The following is a 19,049-nucleotide window of genomic DNA, read 5'->3' on the forward strand; positions in this document are numbered from 1 at the left end:
TCCGGTGTATCTCACGGACGGGGAGGCACGAAACGTTGCACGGACGGGTCAGCCGGCGAGGTTCACCAGCTTGAAGGTGACGTAGCGGTCCGGCGTGTAGACGATCTCGCCGCCCTTGCCGGAGATCACGCGGTCGCTCGTGCCCACCGGGAACAGCTGGTAGTAGCCGGCGGCGCACGACGGCAGCACACCTTCGCGGTTCTCGTAGACGGTGCCGGTCGCGCCGCCGCGGGCCTTGTCCACCACGGACTTGGCCGCGGACGACAGCGTCGAGTAGCCGATCTTCGTCAGCTTCGAGGTGTCACCGCAGGACGGCGCCGGGGTGCCGTCGACGTCGATCACGGAGAAGGTCTTGTAGTGGTCGGCGGTGTAGAAGAACTCCCCGCCGTTGCCGGTGACGATGCGCCGCGCGCCGCGGTCCGGCGAACCGGGCGTCGGGACCGTGTACTCGTGGTAGTAGGCCGAAGCGCATTTCGGGAGGATGTTCTCCCGGTTCGAGAAGACCGTGCCGTCCTTGTCCGGGTACGGGAACGGCCCGCCCTTCTTGATGAGGTCGTAGGTCGTCGACGCCTCGGCGGGCAGCGACGACAACGACACGTGCTTGAACCCGGTGAGATCCCCGCACGGGTTCTGCTGGACGGAGACGGGGGCGGCCGTGGCCTGCGCGGCACTGAGCCCGCCGAAGAAGCTGACAAGCAGAACGAGCAGCGCGGCGGCGATCCGCGATCGTTTGTTGGTCATTTTCGGACCGTAACCCGATCGTGTATTCACCAGAAGGCGTCGAGATGAACTCTTCATCGCCGCCCGCGACTGCCCGACCAACGGCTCCGGCCGTTCGGGTCAACCTCGTTCGGAGTGCTTCTCCGAGAGACGTTTGAACACTATCGGCGGCACCAGGTGCTCGATGTCGCCACCGAGCGCGGTCACCTCTTTGACCAGCGAGCTCGACACGAATCCGTACGCCGGGTTGTTCGCCATCAGCAGGGTTTCGAGCCCGGTCAGCTCACGGTTCATCTGCGCCATCTGGAGCTCGTAGTCGAAGTCGCTGACCGACCGCAGGCCCTTCGCGACCGCGATGATGTCGTTCTCGCGGCAGTAGTCGACCAGGAGTCCTTGCCAGGAATCGACGCGCACGTTCGGCAGCTTCGCGGTGATCTCGCGCAGCATGTCCATCCGCTCCTCGGTGGTGAACAGGCCCTTCTTGCTCTTGTTCACCCCCACCGCGACGACGACCTCGTCGAACAGCTTCGCCGCCCGCTCGATGATGTCGAGATGTCCATTGGTGGCCGGGTCGTAGGACCCGGGACAGACCGCACGCCGCATGGCGCGGACGCTACCAAGGAGATTGGCCCCTTGCGCGCTCATCAGGGCTGCGTCACACCTGATATTCGGCCCAGTAGAGCGCCGTGTCGCCGTAGCGCTTCGTCCGCATCGGCTCGAAGCCCGCCGGCCAGTCCGGCTCGCCGTCGCGCGCCGCCCGCTCGATGACCACCAGCGCCCCGTCCTTGATCCACCGGTTCGCCGCGAGCGCGGCCATGACCTCCCCCAGGCGGGTGGAATCCACAGCGTAGGGCGGGTCGGCGAGGACGATGTCGAACGTGTCCGCCGCCGGAGCGGCCACGACGGACTCGACGGCGCCCGCCCGGACCGCGCCGCCGAGCCCCAGCGCGACGACGTTCCCCTTGAGCACTTCGACCGCGCGCCGGTCCGACTCGACGAACAGCGCGCCCGACGCGCCGCGGGACAACGCCTCCAGCCCGAGCGCGCCCGAACCGGCGTAAAGGTCGAGGACCTGGGCCCCCTGCAGCTCGCCGGCGACCTCCAGCGCGTTGAACAGCGCCTCGCGCACCCGTTCCGAGGTCGGCCTCGTGCCTTTCGGCGGGACCTTCAGCCGCCTGCCGCCCGCGGTCCCCGCCACGATCCTGGTCATGGGAGCATCGTGCCTCAACGCCTTCCGCCGTGACGTTGGCCGGGACTTGGTGAAGCCTCCGTCCAGCTCGCGTAGAGTCGTCCTTCGCCCTCGGAGGCGATAGAAGCGTTTAGGAGCGTTGCGTGTCCGAACCTCGGGTCAGACGGGCCGAGATCGCCATCGAGCAAGCCCATGTGGACACCGTCTACACCCGGCTCGCCGAGCTGCGAGCCCAGGCTGAGGCCATGCGTACCAAGGGCTACGAGATCGGCCATGGCGCCGGGCGGGAAGCCATTTTCGAGCAGGCGTCCATGCTGTTCGAGCGGGACATGATGGTGTACCACGCCAATCAGACCCTCCAGACCCTCGACGCGGAGTACGAGGGCCTGGTCTTCGGCAGGCTCGACCACCTCGACAACGACCACATCTACGTCGGCCGTCTCGGCATCCGCGACGCCGAGTTCGACAACCTCGTCACCGACTGGCGCGCGCCCGCGGCCGCGGCGTTCTACCAGGCGACGGCCGAGGAGCCGATGGACGTCGTCCGGCGCCGGGTGATCCGGTGCTCCGGCCAGACCGTGCTCGACGTCGACGACGACGTCCTGATCGCCGACGCGGTCCCCGAGAACATGCAGATCGTCGGCGAAGGCGCGCTGATGGCCGCGCTCGGCCGGTCGCGCGGCGAGAAGATGCGGGACATCGTCGCCACCATCCAGAAGGAACAGGACGAGGTCATCCGCGCGCCCTGGCGCGGTGTCACCGAGATCACCGGCGGCCCGGGCACCGGCAAGACCGCGGTCGCCCTGCACCGCGCGGCGTACCTGCTCTACCGCCACCGCCGTCAGCTTGGCGGCGCGGGTGTGCTCGTGATCGGCCCGTCCGGGGTGTTCACCAGCTACATCTCGCGGGTGCTGCCGTCGATGGGTGAGACGAACGTCGAACTGCGCGCGCTCGGCGAGGTCCTCGACGGCCTCGAAGCGACCCGGCAGGACCCGGCTCCCCTGGCGGCGATCAAGGGTTCGCTGCGGATGCGGAAGATCCTGCTGCGCGCGCTGCGGGACACGCCGGAAGACGCGCCCGAGGACATGAAGATCGTGTACCGCGGCGAGGTGCTGCGGCTCAACGCGCGTGAGCTCGACAAGGTGCGCCGCAAGGTGCACACCGCGGGCGGGCCGCCGAACCGGTCGCGGATCCGCGCCGCCGAACTGCTGCTCGACGCGCTCGCCGCGAAGGCCGAGCAGCACGCGAAGGACGACGGACGTCAGATCGACAAGGCCGAGCTGATCACCGAGCTCGGCGAGCGCATCGAGTTCCACCGGTTCCTGGTGGTCTGGTGGCCGATCCTGTACCCAGCGCAGATCCTGCGGTGGCTGGGCACCGAGAAGCGGCTCGCCTCCGCGGCGAAGGGCCTGCTCAACCGCAACGAGATCAGCATGCTCGCGGCCGACTTCGCCGACCGCTCGCGCGGCTGGACCATCGCGGACGTCGCGCTCCTCGACGAGCTCCGCGTCCTCATCGGCACGCCGCCGAAGAGCCGCCGGGCCCGCCAGAACATCGAGGTCAACCCGGAGCGCGGTGGCGCCCCCACCCGGCCCGAGCACTACGACGAGTACTCGCACGTGGTCGTCGACGAGTCGCAGGACCTCTCGCCGATGCAGTGGCGGATGGTCGGGCGGCGCGGGAAGTACGCGAGCTGGACCGTGGTCGGCGACCCGGTGCAGAGTTCGTGGCCGGATCCGGCCGAGGCCGCGATGGCGCGGGACCAGGCGTTCGGGCTCAAGACGACCCGGCGCCGGTTCACCCTGCGCACCAACTACCGGAACTCGGCGGAGATCTTCGATCTGGCCGCGAAGGTCGTCGCGGGGCACGCGGAGGCCGACGAGCTTCCGCGCGCGGTGCGGCAGACCGGCATCACGCCGGAGGTCCGGCCCGTCGAGGCGTCCGGACTGGAGGCGGCGACGCAGGCCGCGGTGAAGGAACTGATGGGGGCCGTCGAAGGCACCGTCGGCGTGATCACCGCCATGGACCGGGTGCCCGAGGTCGAGGGCTGGCTCGAAGGGCTTTCGGACGAGCGGCTGAAGGTCGTCGGCAGCCTCGATTCCAAGGGGCTCGAGTACGACGCCGTCGTGCTGGTGGAGCCGAACGACCTCATCACCGAGTCGACCACCGGCCGCCGGGTGCTGTACGTCGCGCTGACCCGCGCGACCCAGCAGCTGACCGTCCTGGCGTCCAACCCCGACTGGATCCCGGCCGCCTGATCCCCTCACGCATTTAGTCCTCTGGATGCGGTGCTTGCGCGTGCAACTACCGCATCCAGAGGACGAAACGCGGGCGAAAAAAGCTGAAGGGCTCCTTCAGGACACTGGTGAATGCCCTGAAGGAGCCCTTCAGACCCCCGGTGAGTGAACGATGTGGGGACGCATCGCACGTCCAGGGGTATTTCTAGCGCCTCTTCGTTGTTCGGTGTCACGGCGATTTCACCGAACAACAACGCCGAACAACGAATCGGCCGTGGTCACGGGCACGGAGGCTGGTAATCGAGCCCCGGCAGGTGTTGTTCCCACTCGCCCGCCGTGATCCGCGGGTACACCGTCGCGCAGATGCGTTCGGCCGCCCGCTCGGGGCTGGTCTCCCACAACCGCACGCTGCCGTCCGCGACCGAGCCCGCGAGGGTGTGCCCATCGGGGGCGAACGCCACGGCGTTGACCCGGTCGACGTCGTCGGTCAGGTTCGCCGATTCGCGGACGGATCCCGGATCGGAGACGTCCCATAGTCGCACGGACCGGTCGTAGCTGCCGGTCGAGAAGGTCTTCCTGTCGCCGCTGAACGCGACCGAAATGACGTTGTCGGTGTGCCCCGCCAGGAGCGCGACCTCGCGGGGCGCCGCCGGATCCGTCACGTCCCAGAGCCGGGCCGTGCGGTCGGCGCTTCCGGTGGCGGCGAGTTTCCCGTCCGGGCTGTAGGCCACCGAGAACACCGTGTCGGAGTGTCCTTTCAGTACCGAAAGCTGCTTCGGCGCCTTCGGCATCGAGACGTCCCACAGCCGCGCGGTGTGATCCCAGCCCCCGCTGAGCAGGGTGCGGCCGTCCGGGCTGAACGCGAGCGAATGGACGTCGTCCTCGTGCCCGGTGAGGGTCGCGAGTTCGACGGGCCGCCGGATGTCGGCGACGTCCCACAGCTTCATCGTGTGCCCGGAACCCGCGGTCGCGAGCGTCCGGCCGTCCGGACTGAACGCGACGGGGTCGATCTCGTCCGCCGGGCGGTAGAAGACGCCCGCGTCGACCGGCTTGCGCGGATCGGTGACGTCGATCAGCCGCATCGTGTGGTCCCAGGAGCCGGCGGCGAGCGCCCGGCCGTCCGGGCTGAACGCGAGACCGCAGACACCCTGACCGAAGCCGGTGATCTTGCTCAGCTCACGCGGGTTCCGCGTGTCGGACACGTCGACCAGGCGCACCACGCCGTCCTGGCTGCCGGTGGCCAGCAGCTCCCCGCCGGCGCTGAACACCGCCCGGCAGGCCGACCTCGCCGGGCCGCTGATCGCCGGCCCCGGCAGATCCCACATCCGCACCGTCTGGTCGTCGCTCGCGGTCACCAGTGTGCGGCCGTCCGGGGAGAACACCGCCCAGACCACGGCCGCGGTATGCCCGACGAGCGCCGGTTTCTCGCGCGGCTTCGCCGGATCGGTGATGTCCCACAGCCGCGCGGCGCGGTCGAAACCGGTCGTGGCCAGCGTCGTCCCGTCGGGGCTGAACGCCACGGACCGCACGATGGACTTGTGCGCGGTCATCGTCCCGAGCGGTGACGGCGCCATGGGATCGGCGATGCTCCACAGGCGCGCGGTCTGGTCGATGCTCGCGGTGGCGAGCGTCCGCCCATCCGGGCTGAACGCCGCGGAGTGGACGCCGGCGGTGTGCCCGTTCACCACCCCGAGCGGCTTGGCCTGGAGCGGATCGGCGACGTCCCACAGCCGCGCGGTCTTGTCGGCGCCGGCCGAGACGAGCGTCCGCCCGTCGGGGGCGTAGGCGAGCCCGTTGACGTTGCCGGTGTGCCCGGTGAGCGTGGCCGCCAGCACCGGTTTCGCGAGGTCGCGGACGTCGAACAGGCGCACCGTGCCCTCGCCGTCCGCGGTGGCGAGCACCGCCGCCTTCGGGCTGAACGCCACCGCGTTGACCCGGCCCGGATGCTCGCCGACCAGCACGCCGGGCCCGGGTTTCGCCGGGTCGGCGACATTCCACAACCGCGCGGTCTTGTCCCAGCCCGCCGTCGCGACCGCGCCGCCGTCGGCGCTGAAGGACACCGAGTTGACGTTGCCGCTGTGCCCGGTCAACGTGGCCAGCTCGCTCGGGCGGTGAGGATCCTTGATGTCCCACAGCTTGGCCGTCTGGTCCCAGCTTCCGGTCACCATCACCTGACCGTCGCCGCGCAGGGCGGTCGCGTTGACGCGATGGCCGTGCCCGCGGACGCGGGTCGAGTACGGCGACTCGAACATCCCGAGCACGCTGCCGCGGGTGTCGACGCTCGGATCGACGCGGTACGCCGCCAGCGCGAGCTGCGCGGCCAGCGCCGGATTCGTCGTCCGCATCTCGATGGCCTGCCCGGCGACCTTCTGCGCGAGGGCGCTGTTGCGCTGGGCGGTCGCGGTCTGCTCGGCCCGAACGGCGTACACCATCGCGGCCGTCGCCAGCACCAGCAGGACGGCCAGGAGCGCGACCAGCTGGCGCAGCCGCCGGGTGCGGCGCCGCGCGACGGCCTGCTCGTGATTCTCGATCGCCGCGCTCGCCTCGAGGAACCGGCGTTCACGCTGGGACAGCGCGCTCTCGTGCTCCTCCGCCCAGTCCCTGGCGATGGACAGCCGCGCGCCGCGGTAGAGCCAGCCGTCGTCGCGGCCGACCGATTCCCACGCTTCGGTCGCCTCGGTGAGCTGGCGGTGCACGCGCAGGCCCTCGCGATCCTCGGCGAGCCATTCGCGCAGGCGCGGCCAGCCCCGGATCAGCGCCTCGTGCGCGATCTCGATGCCGTTGTCGTCGAGGGTGACCAGCCGCGAAGACGCCAGCCTGTCCAGCACGACGGCGACGTCCGGGTCGTCGGCGTCCACCTCGTCGCGGGTGATGCGGCGTTTGGTGTCCTCGGTGCCTTCGCCGAGCGCGGTCATCCGCAGGAAGATCTGGTTCGCCAGCCGCTGCTGATGTTCGCTCAACGAGGTGAAGGTGTGCTCGGAGGTCTGGGCGACCGACCGTTCGATTCCGCCGGTGGACTCGTAGCCGGTGAGGGTGAGCGTGTTGCCGTGACGACGGCGCCAGGTCTCCAGCAGGGCGTGCGAGAGCAGCGGCAGCACGCCGGGCTGCCCCGTCGCGTCGGCGACGAGCCGCGAGACCAGCGCGTTCTCGACGCGGTACCCGGCGTCGATCGCCGGCCGCGAGATGGCCTGACGCAGCTCTTCGGTGCTCATCGGTCCGACGAGGACCTGCGCGTCCTGCATGGCCTCGACCAGCTCGGGATGCCGCGCGCAGTGCGTGTAGAAGTCGGTGCGGATGCCGAGGACGACCCTCGTCCGGCTCTCCGGCTCGGTCGTCGCGGTGACCAGCGCCGACAGGAAGGCCGCCCGCTCGTCGGCGTCCTGGCAGAGCGTGAAGACCTCTTCGAACTGGTCGACGACCAGCACGACGTCGCCCTCGCGGTCGGCGACCAGCTGACGGGCGGCCAGGCCGAGGTTGCGCGGATGTTCGGTGAGTTCGGCGAGCAGCCCGCCCGGCGCGAGCCCGAGCGCGGCGCCGAACTGGACGGCGCACTCCTGCAGCGGCCGCGACCCCGGACTCATCAGCATGGTCACGGAGGTCTCGGCGAGCGCGGGGAGCAGGCCCGCCCGGAGCAACGACGACTTACCGGAACCGGAGGCCCCCAGAACCGCCAAGAATCGTTGATCCGAAAGCCTCGCGACGAGTTTTCCGACAAGTCGTTCGCGACCGAAGAATCGGCTCGCGTCGTCCGGTCCGAATGCGGTCAGGCCGATATAAGGTGCCGATTCCCCATTCAGCGGGGCAACCGGTGAATCATGGACTCCGCCGCGCGTTCGCTCGGTCACGTCGTGCCATCGGGCCTCCCACTCCTCCTCGGGGCCGTCGCACGCCCGGACATAGGCCAACGTCACCGCCAAGCTGGGCATCTTCTTCCCGCCGGCGGCTTCGGAGAGGGTTCCCGCGGAGTAGTGGGCACGCCTGCCCAGCTCGCGGTACGTCGGGTTTCCGGCCTTCTCCCGCAAACGCCGGAGATCGGCGGCGAACTCCAGCAACGGATCGTCCCCGGGGTCCAAAGGTCGCTCCGGACGCGGCACCCTCGATCCTTTCTTTTCAGTGGTTTTCCCACCCTCGCATTCGGGGGCAACCGTACCGTGGAAACGGGGGAACTCCGCCGAGTACCGGGTACATCGAGGTGGTTAATTTCGATCGATCGACAGGCGCGGGAAGGGATCGGGGTCCCACCGCGTTGTACCGGGGCGTGACCTCTTTGCCTGACATCCCGCTGTCCGTGCTCGACCTCTCGCCCGTCGTGGCCGGAGGCGGTGTGGCGGATTCGCTGCGCAACACCCTCGACCTCGCCCGCCGGACCGAGGCGCTCGGCTATCACCGGTACTGGCTCGCCGAGCACCACAACATGCCCGGTATCGCGAGTTCGGCGACCGCCGTGATGATCGGCCAGGTCGCGGCCGCCACCGAACGTATCCGGGTCGGCTCCGGCGGGGTCATGCTGCCGAACCACGCGCCGCTGGTGGTGGCCGAGCAGTTCGGCACCCTGGAGGCGTTCCACCCCGGCCGGATCGACCTCGGCATCGGGCGCGCCCCGGGCACCGACCAGCGGACCGCGCTCGCGCTGCGCGGCCCCGGCGGGCTCAGCGCGGAGAACTTCCCGCAGCAGTTCGCGGAACTGCTGGCCTACTTCGAGCACTCCGACCAGCGCGCCGTCAACGCCGTGACCGCCGAGGGCAACAAGCCGCCGGTGTGGCTGCTCGGTTCGAGCGGCTTCAGCGCGCGGATGGCGGGCGAGCTGGGCCTGCCGTTCTCGTTCGCGCACCACTTCAGCGCCGAGAACACGCTGCCCGCCGTGGCGCTCTACCGCGACGCGTTCAAACCGTCGGATGTTCTCGACGAGCCGTACGTGATGCTCGGCGTCTCCGTGGTCGCCGCCGAAACCGACGAGCGCGCCCAGTACCTCGCCGCCCCGAGCGGCCTGACGTTCCTGAGCCTGCGCAAGGGGCGTCCCATCCCGCTGCCGACGCCGGAGGAGGCGGCGGCGTACCCGTACACCGACATCGAGCGCGTGTTCATCGAGGACCGGGCTTCGAGCAGTGTCATCGGTTCGCCTGAGACCGTCCACAAGGGACTGGAGACCTTGCTGGCGGATACGGGGGCCGACGAGCTGATGATCACGACGATGGTGCACGACCAGGCGGACCGGGTGCGGTCGTACGAGCTGGTCGCCGAACTGGCGCGCTGACGCCGGGCGGTCTCGTCTGCCCGCAGCACCGCGGCACATGTCATGAAAGGGCCGTTCAGGACGAAAGGTGTCCTGAACGGCCCTTTCATGACACGTGACCGACAGGCCGGCCTCACCCACCCCGCGCCCCGAACGGACCAACGCCCCACCGAACACGAAAGAACCGACAAGATCCCCGCCCGCCTTTGTCAGAAAAAGACAAGAATTCACCGGTTACCAGGACGTGACGTCTTGATCACACCGAAGTTCTTGTCACCAGGCAGGCGCGTGATTAGCGTACCGACCAGTAGCAAACAGCACGGTAACACCCCGTTGATCCCATTCAACGATTCCGTTCCGCCATTCGGAGCAAAGGAATTGCGCAAGCTGGGGTGTATTCGCCGTGCCCGGAAAACGGGAGGGTCGGCGTGGGCGTCCGGACTGGCGCACCCTCATTCCCCGGCGCGGGTGCGATCCGGGAGACCGGAAGGCTCTATTCGCTCGGCCTCGACGTCGTCCGCCTGAGTTTCCGGCGGCCCTTCCAGGCACGCGAACTGATCCAGCAGTTCTGGTTCATCGCGAGTGTGTCGATCCTGCCGACGGCGCTGGTCGCGATCCCGTTCGGCGCGGTGATCGCGCTGCACATCGGGTCCCTGACCGCGCAGATCGGCGCGCAATCCTTCACCGGCGCCGCCAGTGTGCTGGCGATCATCCAGCAGGCCAGCCCGATCGTGACGGCGTTGCTGATCGCGGGCGCGGGCGGTTCGGCGATGTGCGCGGACCTCGGGTCCCGCACGATCCGCGAGGAGATCGACGCGATGGAGGTGCTCGGGGTCTCCCCCGTCCAGCGCCTGATCGTGCCGCGTGTGCTCGCCGCGATGGGGGTCGCCGCATTCCTCAACGGAATGGTCAGCGTGGTCGGCGTCCTCGGCGGTTATTTCTTCAACGTCATCATGCAGAACGGGACACCGGGTGCGTATCTGGCCAGTTTCTCCGCTCTCGCGCAGCTTCCGGACCTCTGGATCAGCGAGATCAAAGCGGTCATCTTCGGTTTCGTCGCGGCGATCGTCGCCTCTTATCGCGGGCTCAATCCGAAAGGCGGCCCGAAAGGCGTCGGTGACGCGGTGAACCAATCCGTGGTCATCACGTTCCTCCTCCTGTTCCTGTTGAACCTCGTGCTGACGACGCTTTACCTGCAGCTCGTCCCGGCGAAGGGCAGCTGATGGTCACGACGACACCCACCCGAACGGCGCGGGTCCGCGAAGCCGTCGATCGCCGGTTCGGGTTCCTGGACACGCTCGGCGACCAGATCCTCTTCTTCCTCAAGGCACTCGCCTGGGTGCCGCGCGCGGTGCGCCGCTATCTCCGGGAGATCACCCGCCTGCTGGCCGAGGTCAGTTTCGGCAGCGGCGCGCTCGCGGTCATCGGCGGCACGATCGGCGTGATGATCGGGATGACCGTGTTCACCGGCACGGTCGTCGGGCTCCAGGGGTATTCGGCGCTCAACCAGGTCGGCACGTCGGCGTTCGCCGGGTTCGTCTCCGCGTACTTCAACACCCGCGAGATCGCGCCGCTCGTGGCCGGGCTCGCCTTGTCCGCGACCGTCGGCTGCGGGTTCACCGCGCAGCTGGGCGCGATGCGCATCTCCGAAGAGATCGACGCGCTCGAAGTGATGGGCATCCCCAGCGTCCCGTACCTGGTGACCACCCGGATCATCGCGGGCTTCCTCGCGGTCATCCCGTTGTACGCGATCGGCCTGCTGACCTCGTACCTCGCGTCGCGCCAGATCACCGTCTGGTTCTACGGCCAGTCCGCGGGCACCTACGACCACTACTTCCTGCTGTTCCTGCCGCCGGGCGACGTGCTCTGGTCGTTCGGCAAGGTGCTGGTGTTCAGTGTCGTGATCGTGCTCGCCCACTGCTACTACGGCTTCCGCGCGAGCGGCGGCCCGGCGGGCGTCGGGGTCGCGGTCGGCCGTGGCGTGCGGACCGCGATCGTGGCGGTCAGCGTGCTCGACTTCTTCCTCAGCCTCGCGATCTGGGGCGCGACCACGACGGTGCAGGTGGCCGGATGAGCCGGCGCGGGCTGCGCAAAGCGGGGGTCAGGACGGCCGGGGTGCTGTTCCTCGTGGTGATGTCCGCCCTCGTGCTGCTGTCGATCAAGATCTACCGGAAGGATTTCGTCGACTCCGTGCCAGTGACACTGCAGGCGGACCGCGTCGGCAACCAATTGCGCACCGGCGGGCAGGTCAAGGCGCGCGGCGTGGTGGTCGGTGAGATCCGCGACGTCCGCGCCACGCCGGGCGGTGCGGAGATCGACCTGGCCATGGAGCCGGGGAAGGTCTCCCAGCTGCCGAAGAACGTGTCCGCGCTGCTCGTGCCGAAGACGCTGTTCGGCGAACGCTACGTGCAACTGTCCATTCCGGACGGACCGAAGGCCGGCCCCTTGAGCTCGGGTGACGTGATCACCCAGGACCGCTCGGCCAACGCGATCGAACTGGAACGCGTCTTCGACAATCTGTTGCCGCTGCTCAAGGCCGTGCAGCCGCAGAAGCTCGCGACGACGCTGACCACGGTCGCCACCGCGCTGGAAGGCCGCGGCGACCAGATCGGCGACACGCTCGCCACGGCGGCCGCGTATCTGAAGGAGTTCAACCCGAATCTCCCGGCGCTGAACGACAACATCCGCGACCTCGCCACGGTTTCGAAGCTGTACGGCGACATCGCGCCGGATCTGCTCGACGCGCTGAGCGCCTCGGCCGTCACGCTCGACACGGTCAAGGAGAAACGGGCCGAGCTGGCGTCGGTGTACCAGCAGGTGACGTCGTCGTCCCAGCAGGTCACGACGTTCCTCGCCAACAACCGCGCCAACATCATCGCGCTCGCCGCCGACAGCCGCGCACCGCTGGAGGTCGCCGCGAAGTACTCGCCCAGTTTCGCCTGCACGCTCGACGCGCTCGCCAAACTGAAACCGCAGATGGACAAGGTGCTGGGCGCCGGAACCGACGAACCCGGCCTGCACGCGGAGATCGTCGTGACCCAGCCTCGCGGCAAATACGTCCCGGGCAAGGACGATCCGGTCTATAACGCCACCGGTGAACCACGCTGCTATCCGTCCAACGGGCTGATCGGCCAAGGGATCGCGGCGACCGGCGAGAAGACCGCCGCGCTGCCGGGCGTGCAGGGCGACCTCGGCCTGCCGAACTCGCCGCAGGAACGGGAACTGATCTCCACGCTGGTCGCGCCGTCCATGGGCGTTCCGACGGCCGAGGTGCCCGCCTGGGGCAGCGTGCTCGTCGGCCCGCTCTACCGCGGCACGGAGGTGACCCTGCGATGAGGAACTTCGTGAGCCCCCTGATCAAGGGGCTGATCTTCGTCGTCGTCACGACGCTGGCGACGGTGCTGCTGGCGGTGTCCATCACGAACACCGGCCTCGGCGACACCAAGAACTACAGCGCCAAATTCCTCGACGCGACGTCGTTGAACGTCGGCGACGACGTCCGGATCTCCGGGGTGCGGGTCGGCCAGATCGAGGCGCTCGAGATCGCCGACCACAGCCTGGCCCGCGTCGAGTTCTCCCTCGACTCCCAGCGCAGGCTGCCCGCCGACGTCACCGCGGTGATCAAGTACCGCAACATGGTCGGCCAGCGCTACATCGCGCTCGAACGCGGCAAGGGCACGCGCGAACTCCTGGAGCCCGGCGCGGAGATCCCGCTGGAGCGCACGACGCCCGCGCTGGATCTCACGGAACTGTTCAACGGCTTCAAACCGCTGTTCCAGGCCCTCTCACCCAAGGACGTCAACCAGCTCTCCGGCGAGATCGTCCAGGTGCTGCAGGGTGAGGGCGGCACGGTGGAAAGCCTGCTGGCGCACACCGGTTCGCTGACCACCACGCTCGCCGGCCGCGACAAGGTGATCGGCGAGGTGATCACGAACCTGGACACGGTGCTGAAGAGCATCAACGGCAAGGGCGACGCGCTGTCCACTTTGGTCTCCACGCTGAAGGAGCTGGTGACCGGCCTCGCCGGTGACCGCACCGAGATCGGGGAAGCCGTCTCAGGTCTCGCGGAACTCACCACCGCCACGGCCGGTCTGCTCGAGCAGGGCAGGAAACCGCTCAAGGACAGCATCGAAGGCCTCGGCCTGCTCTCCGGTCAGCTGACGACCGACGAGGCGAAGGCCGAAGTGGACGACTTCCTCACCGTCCTCCCGGGGAAGCTGAACGAACTGGGGCGGATCAGCTCCTACGGATCGTGGATGAACTTCTACCTGTGCTCGGCCGTCCTCAAGGTCACGCCTCCCCGCGGGATCCCGGCGACGGCGGAGAGGTGCACGTCGTGAAACCCTTCAAGGAACGGAACCCGATCGTCGTCGGTCTCGTCGGCAGTGCCGTGGCGGCGGCGGTGCTGACCGCGACGCTCAACTACGAGAACCTCCCGATCATCGGCTCCGGAACCACCTACCAGGCCGAATTCTCCGAAGCGGCGGGCCTGCAGCAGGACGACGAGGTCCGCATCGCCGGGATCAAGGTCGGCGAGGTGAGCGACGTCCGGCTCGCCGAAGACCACGTGGTGGTCAGCTTCCGGGTCAAGGACGCCTGGGTCGGCGACAAGACCGCCGCCGAGATCAAGATCAAGACCTTGCTGGGCCGGAAGTTCCTCGCGCTGCGCCCGACCGGCGAGACGGTGCAGAACCCGAAGCAGATCATCCCGCGCACCAGGACCGTGACGCCCTACGACGTCACCGAGGCCTTCAACGGGCTGGCCGACACCGCGGGCGCGATCGACACCGATCAGCTCGCGGAGAGCTTCACGACGCTGTCCGACACGTTCAAGAACTCGCCCGAGCACATCAAGAAGGCGCTCGAAGGGCTGACGTCGCTGTCGAAGACCGTGTCCTCCAGGGACAGCGAGCTCGCCAGCCTGCTGTCCAACGCGCACGGCCTCACCACCACACTCGCGAATTCGAACGACGACTTCGCCAAGCTCCTTTCGAACGGCAATCTCCTGTTGACCGAACTGGACCGCCGCCGTCAGGCGATCCACGACCTGCTGACCGGCTCGCAGCAGCTCGCCGCCCAGCTTTCGGGACTGGTGAAGGACAACAAGGACCAGCTCGGCGGAGCGCTCAGACAGCTCGGAGAGGTGACCGACATCCTGCAGCGGCAGAACGACAATCTCGCCAAGAGCCTCGACCTCGCCGCGCCGTACTTCCGCGTGGTGAACAACTCGCTCGGCAACGGGCGCTGGGTGGACGGCTACCTGTGCGGCCTCGTCCCGGAGAACCGGGACCCCTGCACCCCGAAGATCCCGGGAGGCCGCCGGTGATCAGCAGATTCGTCACCCTCGCGCTCGTGCTCGCGCTGGCCGTCGTCGGCGGGCTCTGGTGGATCTTCTCCGGCAGCGGGCTCGACCGCGTCACCGTGTACTTCTCGCGCGCGGTCGGTGTCTACAGTGGATCGGACGTGCGCGTGCTCGGCGTCCGGGTCGGCCAGGTGGAATCGGTGGCCCCGGAAGGAGAGCGGGTCAAGGTCGTGCTGACCGTCGACGGCTCGACACCGATCGCCGCCGACACGAACGTCCTCGTCGTGGCGCCGAGCGTGGTGGCGGACCGGTACGTCCAGTTCACGAAGCTCACCCGCGCGGGAAACCGGCTGGACGACGGCGCGGTGATCCCGGTCGAGCGCACCGGCACCCCGGTGGAACTCGACCAGCTCTATTCCAGCCTCGACACGCTCGCCAAGGCGCTCGGTCCCAAGGGGGCGAACGCCGACGGCGCGCTTTCGGATCTGCTGCGCACCGGCGCGAAGAACCTGCAGGGCAACGGCAAACCGTTCAACGAGTCGGTGCGCAACTTCGCCGACCTCGCCAGGACATTGTCCGGGAACTCGCAGAACCTGTTCGCCACCGTCGACGAGCTGCAGCGGTTCACCTCGATGCTGGCGACCAACGACCGCAACGTCAGCGAGGTCAACAAGCAGCTCGCCTCGGTGACCGGGACACTGGCCGCGAACAAGGACGAGCTCGCCCGAGCGCTCAACGGCCTCGGCAGTGCGCTCGCGGAGATCCAGCAGTTCATCAAGGAGAACCGCGCGCTGATCAAGTCCAATGTGGACAAGCTCGCGGTGACGACCGGAACGCTGGTCGACAAACGGGCCGCGCTGGCCGAGACCCTCGACACGATCCCGCTGGCGGTGACGAACGTGCTCGAAGCCGTCGACCCGAAGACCGGCAAACTGCAGAGCCGCGGCAACATGCTCGAATACGCCCCGCTCCCGCTGCCCGTCGCCGGCGACATCTACACCGGGGGGCGATGATGGCCACGAAACGGGCGATCGCCGCGGTCGCCGCGTGCTGCGTCGCGCTCACGGCCTGTTCGTCGGATTTCAAGGGCGTCTACGACCTGCCGCTGCCCGGCGGCGCGGATATCGGCGACCATCCGTACCGGGTGACCGTGCAGTTCGCCGACGTGCTCGACCTGGTCCCGCAGGCCGCGGTGAAGGTCGGCGACGTCCCGGTCGGCCGGGTCGAGACGATCAGGCTCGGCGAGGACGGCTGGACGGCCGAGACCGTCCTGGCGGTCAACGGCGATGTCCACCTGCCCGCCAACGCCATCGCGCGGCTGCGGCAGTCCAGCCTGCTCGGCGAGAAGTTCATCGAACTCGCCCCGAGCGCGGCGAAGGCCGAGGGCAGGCTGGGCCACGGCGCGGTGATCCCCGTCTCGAGCACGAACCGCAACCCGGAGTTCGAGGAGATCTTCGGCGCGCTGTCCCTGCTGCTCAACGGCGGCGGGATCGGCCAGCTCCAGACCATCAACCGCGAGCTGTCGAAGGTGATGGACGGCAACGAGGAGGAGATCCGCTCGTTCCTGTCCACTGTGGAGAAGCTGGTGTCCAACCTGGACTCCCACCGCTCCGAGATCACCTCGGCGCTCGACGGTCTCAACCAGCTCTCGGCCACGCTGGCGAACCGGAAGAAGCAGGTCGAAGGCGCGCTCACCGATCTCACGCCCGGCCTCCAGAGCCTCTCCGATCAGCGCACCCAGCTCGTCTCGATGCTGCAGTCGCTGGACCGGCTCTCCGGGGTCGGCGTCGACGTGATCAAGAAGAGCCGCGCCGACCTCGTCGCGGACCTCACCGCGCTCGCGCCGATCCTGAAACGGCTGGCCGACGCCGGCGAGAGCCTGCCCAAGTCGCTGGAGATCCTGCCGACGTTCCCGTTCACCGACGCCGTCCGCGACGGGATCAAGGGCGACTACCTGAACGTCTACGCCACGATGATCCCCGCGCCGGGCGTCGAACTCCCTCCCCCGGGCGAAGGGGTCCCGCAGGGGCTCCCGACCCTGCCGCTGCCGTCCTCCGGAGGTAGCTGATGCTCACCACCCGTGTCCGGATCCAGGTGATCGCGTTCGTGATCCTCGCCCTGGCGACGACGGCGTTCGTCGGGGCGAACTACGCGGGGCTCGGCAGGCTCTTCGGGGCGAGCGGGTACACCGTGAAGCTCGCGCTGACCGACGGTGGGGGCCTGTTCACCAACGGCGAGGTGACCTACCGGGGCGTCGCCGTCGGCCGGGTCGGCGAACTGCGGCTCACCGACGGCGGGATGGAGGCGGATCTGCTGATCGACGACGGCGCGCCCCCGATCCCCGCGAACTCGCGGGCGGTCGTGGCGAACCGGTCCGCGGTCGGCGAGCAGTTCGTCGACCTGCAACCCCGGACCGGCGACGGGCCGTTCCTCGCCGAGGGTTCGGTCATCCCCCGTGAGGCGACGACCGTTCCGCTGCCGGTGCAGCATCTGCTGACCGATCTGGACTCGCTGACCGCGTCCGTGCCGACCGAGGATCTGCGGACCGTGGTCGACGAACTCGACAACGCCCTGCGCGGTTCCGGCGCGAATCTGCAGGTGCTGCTGGACTCCACCACCGACTTCACCAAACAGGCGTCGGATCACCTGCCGCAGACGGAGAAGCTGATCACCGACGGCTCGACCGTGCTGAAGACCCAGGTCGACTCGTCGCAGGCCTGGCGGCAGTTCAGCGGCAACGCCAAGCAGTTCGCCGAGCAACTGTCCCGTTCGGACGGTGACCTGCGGCGGCTGATCGCGACGGCACCCGACGCGGCGACACAGCTTTCCGGTCTGCTGCGGGACAACGAGCCGGGGCTGCCGATCCTGCTGGCGAACCTGCTCACGACGTCGCACGTGTTCTCGGCGCGCACCGACGGCCTCCGGCAGCTGCTGATCAACACCCCGAAGGCGGTGTCCGCGGTGGACGCGGCCGTCGACGAGCAGTCCGGGAAGATCGGGCTGGTCCTGACCTTCTTCGACCCGATGCCGTGCACCAAGGGCTACGAGGGCACGAAGGTCCGAAACAGCGCGGAGCTCTCGGCCCTGCCGTTCAACACGAGTGCCGCGTGCACGCTCGACAGGGGCAATGCGAGTTCGGTCCGCGGCTCGCAGAACGCGCCGAAGGGCGGCGTCCCGCCCGCCGCGATCCCCGGCGGCTTCGGCGCCGACGGCCAGCCGACGTCCACCAGCCTCGAGGAGATGTTGTGGCTGCGAAACTGAAGATCGCGATCGCGGTGTTCGCCGCGGCCTGCGCGTTCGCGGGATGGGCCGGGTACACCTGGTTCACCGCGACGGCCTCCGAGGCCGTGTCCTACGGCAACTCCCGCGACGAAGCGCTGAAGTCCGGACGCGAACTCGTCGCCCGGTTGACGAGCCTCGATCACCACCGGGTCGACCAGGGCATCGCCGACTGGCTCGCCGCGTCCACCGGCCCGCTGCGCGATCAGCTGGGCAAGACCGACGACGCGACCAGGCAGGCGCTCACCAAGGACGCGACGGTCTCGACGGGCAAGGTGCTCGACGCGGCGATCAGCGAACTCGACGACCACGCGGGAACGGCCAAGATGCTGGCATCGGTGGAGATCACGATGGCGAAGGAAGGCGCGGCGCCGACGACGAAACGCAACCGCTTCGCCGCCGGGCTGACCAGGACGGACGAGGGCTGGAAGCTCAGCGCGCTCGACCAGCTGCCGGTGGGTGCGCGATGACCGCCACGGCCGACACCGACACGGACGCCGATGTCACTGCGGAGACCGAGCCCGAGACCACGGTCGAAGAGACCACCGAAGAGGCCGCCCGGAAGCCGTCCCGCCGGCCGGACCTGTCACTGATCCTGCTGGTCGCGGCGGCCGTGCTGGTGGCGGCCGGGGTGTGGTTCACGCTGGAGGCGAGGTCGATCTCGGCGACGCCGTCGGCGGCCAACACCGCGCTCACCGACGTCGGCGCGACGGCCGAGGTGAACTCCGCGGTGACGGTGGCGCTCGACAAGATCTTCTCCTATTCCTACGACCGGACCGACGTCACCGAAAAGGCGGCCGCCGCGGTGCTCAGAGGAAAGGCACTGGAGTCCTACAACCGGCTTTTCGCCCAAGTCCGGGAAAAGGCTCCGGCACAGAAACTGGTCCTCACCACCCGGGTCTCCTCATCCGCCGTCCAGGAACTCGGCGGCGGTAAAGCGAGACTGCTGGTATTCCTCGATCAAGCGGCCGTCCGGGCCGACAACAATTCTTCGACGGCGGCCGCGGCACAGCTTTCGATCACCGCGGAACGCGAAGGCGACAATTGGGTCATCACCGACCTCATCCCCAGGTGATCCGCTTTGTAAAC

At 68.8% G+C, this 19,049-nt stretch carries 16 protein-coding genes; 12 read left to right on the plus strand and 4 right to left on the minus strand.

Features of this window, described 5'->3' with window-relative positions:
* Positions 1-48 precede the first annotated feature (48 nt).
* From DMC64_RS33650 to rsmD, 3 genes are all read right to left on the minus strand, one after another.
* Complete coding sequence (locus DMC64_RS33650; protein WP_125736772.1) at positions 49-741, minus strand: ribonuclease domain-containing protein; 693 nt, start codon at positions 739-741, stop codon at positions 49-51.
* A gap of 99 nt (positions 742-840) precedes the next feature.
* Positions 841-1,323 (minus strand): pantetheine-phosphate adenylyltransferase, encoded by a 483-nt coding sequence (gene coaD / locus DMC64_RS33655; protein ID WP_125736773.1) that lies wholly within the window; start codon positions 1,321-1,323, stop codon positions 841-843.
* A 52-nt stretch (positions 1,324-1,375) separates the two neighbouring features.
* Positions 1,376-1,930 carry a 16S rRNA (guanine(966)-N(2))-methyltransferase RsmD gene (rsmD, locus tag DMC64_RS33660; protein WP_199755179.1) on the minus strand — a complete coding sequence of 185 codons (555 nt, stop codon included), beginning with the start codon at positions 1,928-1,930 and terminating at the stop codon, positions 1,376-1,378.
* A gap of 122 nt (positions 1,931-2,052) precedes the next feature.
* Between rsmD and DMC64_RS33665 the strand changes: the two genes are divergently transcribed.
* The gene (locus DMC64_RS33665) at positions 2,053-4,167 is read left to right on the plus strand and encodes an AAA family ATPase (protein ID WP_037342119.1); all 2,115 of its coding nucleotides are present in this window, start codon (positions 2,053-2,055) and stop codon (positions 4,165-4,167) included.
* Positions 4,168-4,424: 257 nt separating this feature from the next.
* Here DMC64_RS33665 and DMC64_RS33670 read toward each other — a convergent pair whose 3' ends face one another.
* Positions 4,425-8,219, minus strand: coding sequence for a hypothetical protein (locus tag DMC64_RS33670; RefSeq protein WP_199755187.1), 3,795 nt, complete (start codon positions 8,217-8,219; stop codon positions 4,425-4,427).
* A gap of 185 nt (positions 8,220-8,404) precedes the next feature.
* Here DMC64_RS33670 and DMC64_RS33675 point away from each other — a divergent pair, with 185 nt between their 5' ends.
* The 11 genes from DMC64_RS33675 to DMC64_RS33725 all read left to right on the plus strand — a co-directional run bounded on the left by DMC64_RS33675 (position 8,405) and on the right by DMC64_RS33725 (position 19,035).
* The gene (locus tag DMC64_RS33675; protein ID WP_172843578.1) at positions 8,405-9,400 is read left to right on the plus strand and encodes an LLM class flavin-dependent oxidoreductase; all 996 of its coding nucleotides are present in this window, start codon (positions 8,405-8,407) and stop codon (positions 9,398-9,400) included.
* A gap of 407 nt (positions 9,401-9,807) precedes the next feature.
* Positions 9,808-10,602: an ABC transporter permease gene (locus DMC64_RS33680; protein WP_037342604.1), complete on the plus strand. Its 795-nt coding sequence runs from the start codon at positions 9,808-9,810 to the stop codon at positions 10,600-10,602.
* A complete protein-coding gene (locus tag DMC64_RS33685) occupies positions 10,602-11,453 on the plus strand; it encodes an ABC transporter permease (RefSeq protein WP_037342116.1) in 852 nt (283 codons plus the stop codon). The genes DMC64_RS33680 and DMC64_RS33685 overlap by 1 nt, the downstream gene beginning before the upstream one ends.
* Positions 11,450-12,715: an MCE family protein gene (locus DMC64_RS33690; protein ID WP_125736774.1), complete on the plus strand. Its 1,266-nt coding sequence runs from the start codon at positions 11,450-11,452 to the stop codon at positions 12,713-12,715. Before DMC64_RS33685 ends, DMC64_RS33690 begins: the two co-directional genes overlap by 4 nt.
* Complete coding sequence (locus DMC64_RS33695; protein ID WP_125736775.1) at positions 12,712-13,719, plus strand: MCE family protein; 1,008 nt, start codon at positions 12,712-12,714, stop codon at positions 13,717-13,719. The genes DMC64_RS33690 and DMC64_RS33695 overlap by 4 nt, the downstream gene beginning before the upstream one ends.
* Complete coding sequence (locus DMC64_RS33700) at positions 13,716-14,705, plus strand: MCE family protein (protein WP_037342601.1); 990 nt, start codon at positions 13,716-13,718, stop codon at positions 14,703-14,705. The genes DMC64_RS33695 and DMC64_RS33700 overlap by 4 nt, the downstream gene beginning before the upstream one ends.
* Positions 14,702-15,694, plus strand: a complete 993-nt coding sequence (locus DMC64_RS33705; protein WP_125736776.1) for an MCE family protein — start codon at positions 14,702-14,704, stop codon at positions 15,692-15,694. Before DMC64_RS33700 ends, DMC64_RS33705 begins: the two co-directional genes overlap by 4 nt.
* Entirely contained in the window at positions 15,694-16,749 is a 1,056-nt protein-coding gene (locus DMC64_RS33710) for an MCE family protein (protein ID WP_125736777.1), read from the plus strand. The genes DMC64_RS33705 and DMC64_RS33710 overlap by 1 nt, the downstream gene beginning before the upstream one ends.
* Positions 16,749-17,942 (plus strand): MCE family protein, encoded by a 1,194-nt coding sequence (locus tag DMC64_RS33715; RefSeq protein ID WP_073849164.1) that lies wholly within the window; start codon positions 16,749-16,751, stop codon positions 17,940-17,942. The genes DMC64_RS33710 and DMC64_RS33715 overlap by 1 nt, the downstream gene beginning before the upstream one ends.
* On the plus strand, positions 17,927-18,430 hold the full coding sequence (locus DMC64_RS33720) for a hypothetical protein (protein ID WP_125736778.1): 504 nt from the start codon (positions 17,927-17,929) through the stop codon (positions 18,428-18,430). The genes DMC64_RS33715 and DMC64_RS33720 overlap by 16 nt, the downstream gene beginning before the upstream one ends.
* Positions 18,427-19,035, plus strand: coding sequence for a hypothetical protein (locus tag DMC64_RS33725; protein ID WP_125736779.1), 609 nt, complete (start codon positions 18,427-18,429; stop codon positions 19,033-19,035). Before DMC64_RS33720 ends, DMC64_RS33725 begins: the two co-directional genes overlap by 4 nt.
* The last annotated feature ends 14 nt before the right edge of the window (positions 19,036-19,049 follow it).

It is taken from the genome of Amycolatopsis sp. WAC 04197 (genome assembly GCF_003947475.1).
In the GTDB taxonomy this organism is placed as follows: domain Bacteria; phylum Actinomycetota; class Actinomycetes; order Mycobacteriales; family Pseudonocardiaceae; genus Amycolatopsis; species Amycolatopsis japonica.